This is a genomic window from Psychrobacter sp. CAL346-MNA-CIBAN-0220, from assembly GCF_040309805.1.
Taxonomy (GTDB): Bacteria; Pseudomonadota; Gammaproteobacteria; order Pseudomonadales; family Moraxellaceae; genus Psychrobacter.
In genome coordinates, this window is record NZ_JBEOPF010000753.1 from 1 (window position 1) to 234 (window position 234).

Sequence of the window (234 nt, forward strand, 5' to 3'; positions counted from 1 at the left end):
CAGCTAGTGCACATTCAACCGTTGGGCCGCCATCAAAAATATCGACATAATTACGGAACTTAAAACCCTCAGCTTGTAATAAACGTAATGCTGGCTTAGTGTTTTTATGCACTTCACCAATCACTTTTTGGGCTTTTTTAGGCAACATGCAAACATAAACGGGGTTTCGCGGCATCATTTCGGCCATAAAGGCTTTTTTGCCTAAACCAGACAAGTAGTCTGCTTCAACAAAAT

At 41.0% G+C, this 234-nt stretch carries 1 protein-coding gene; it reads right to left on the reverse strand.

Going from position 1 to position 234, the window contains the following annotated elements:
• A partial coding sequence (locus AAEY88_RS15550) for an arginine N-succinyltransferase (RefSeq protein WP_350563838.1) occupies positions 1–234 on the reverse strand: 234 nt, incomplete at both ends.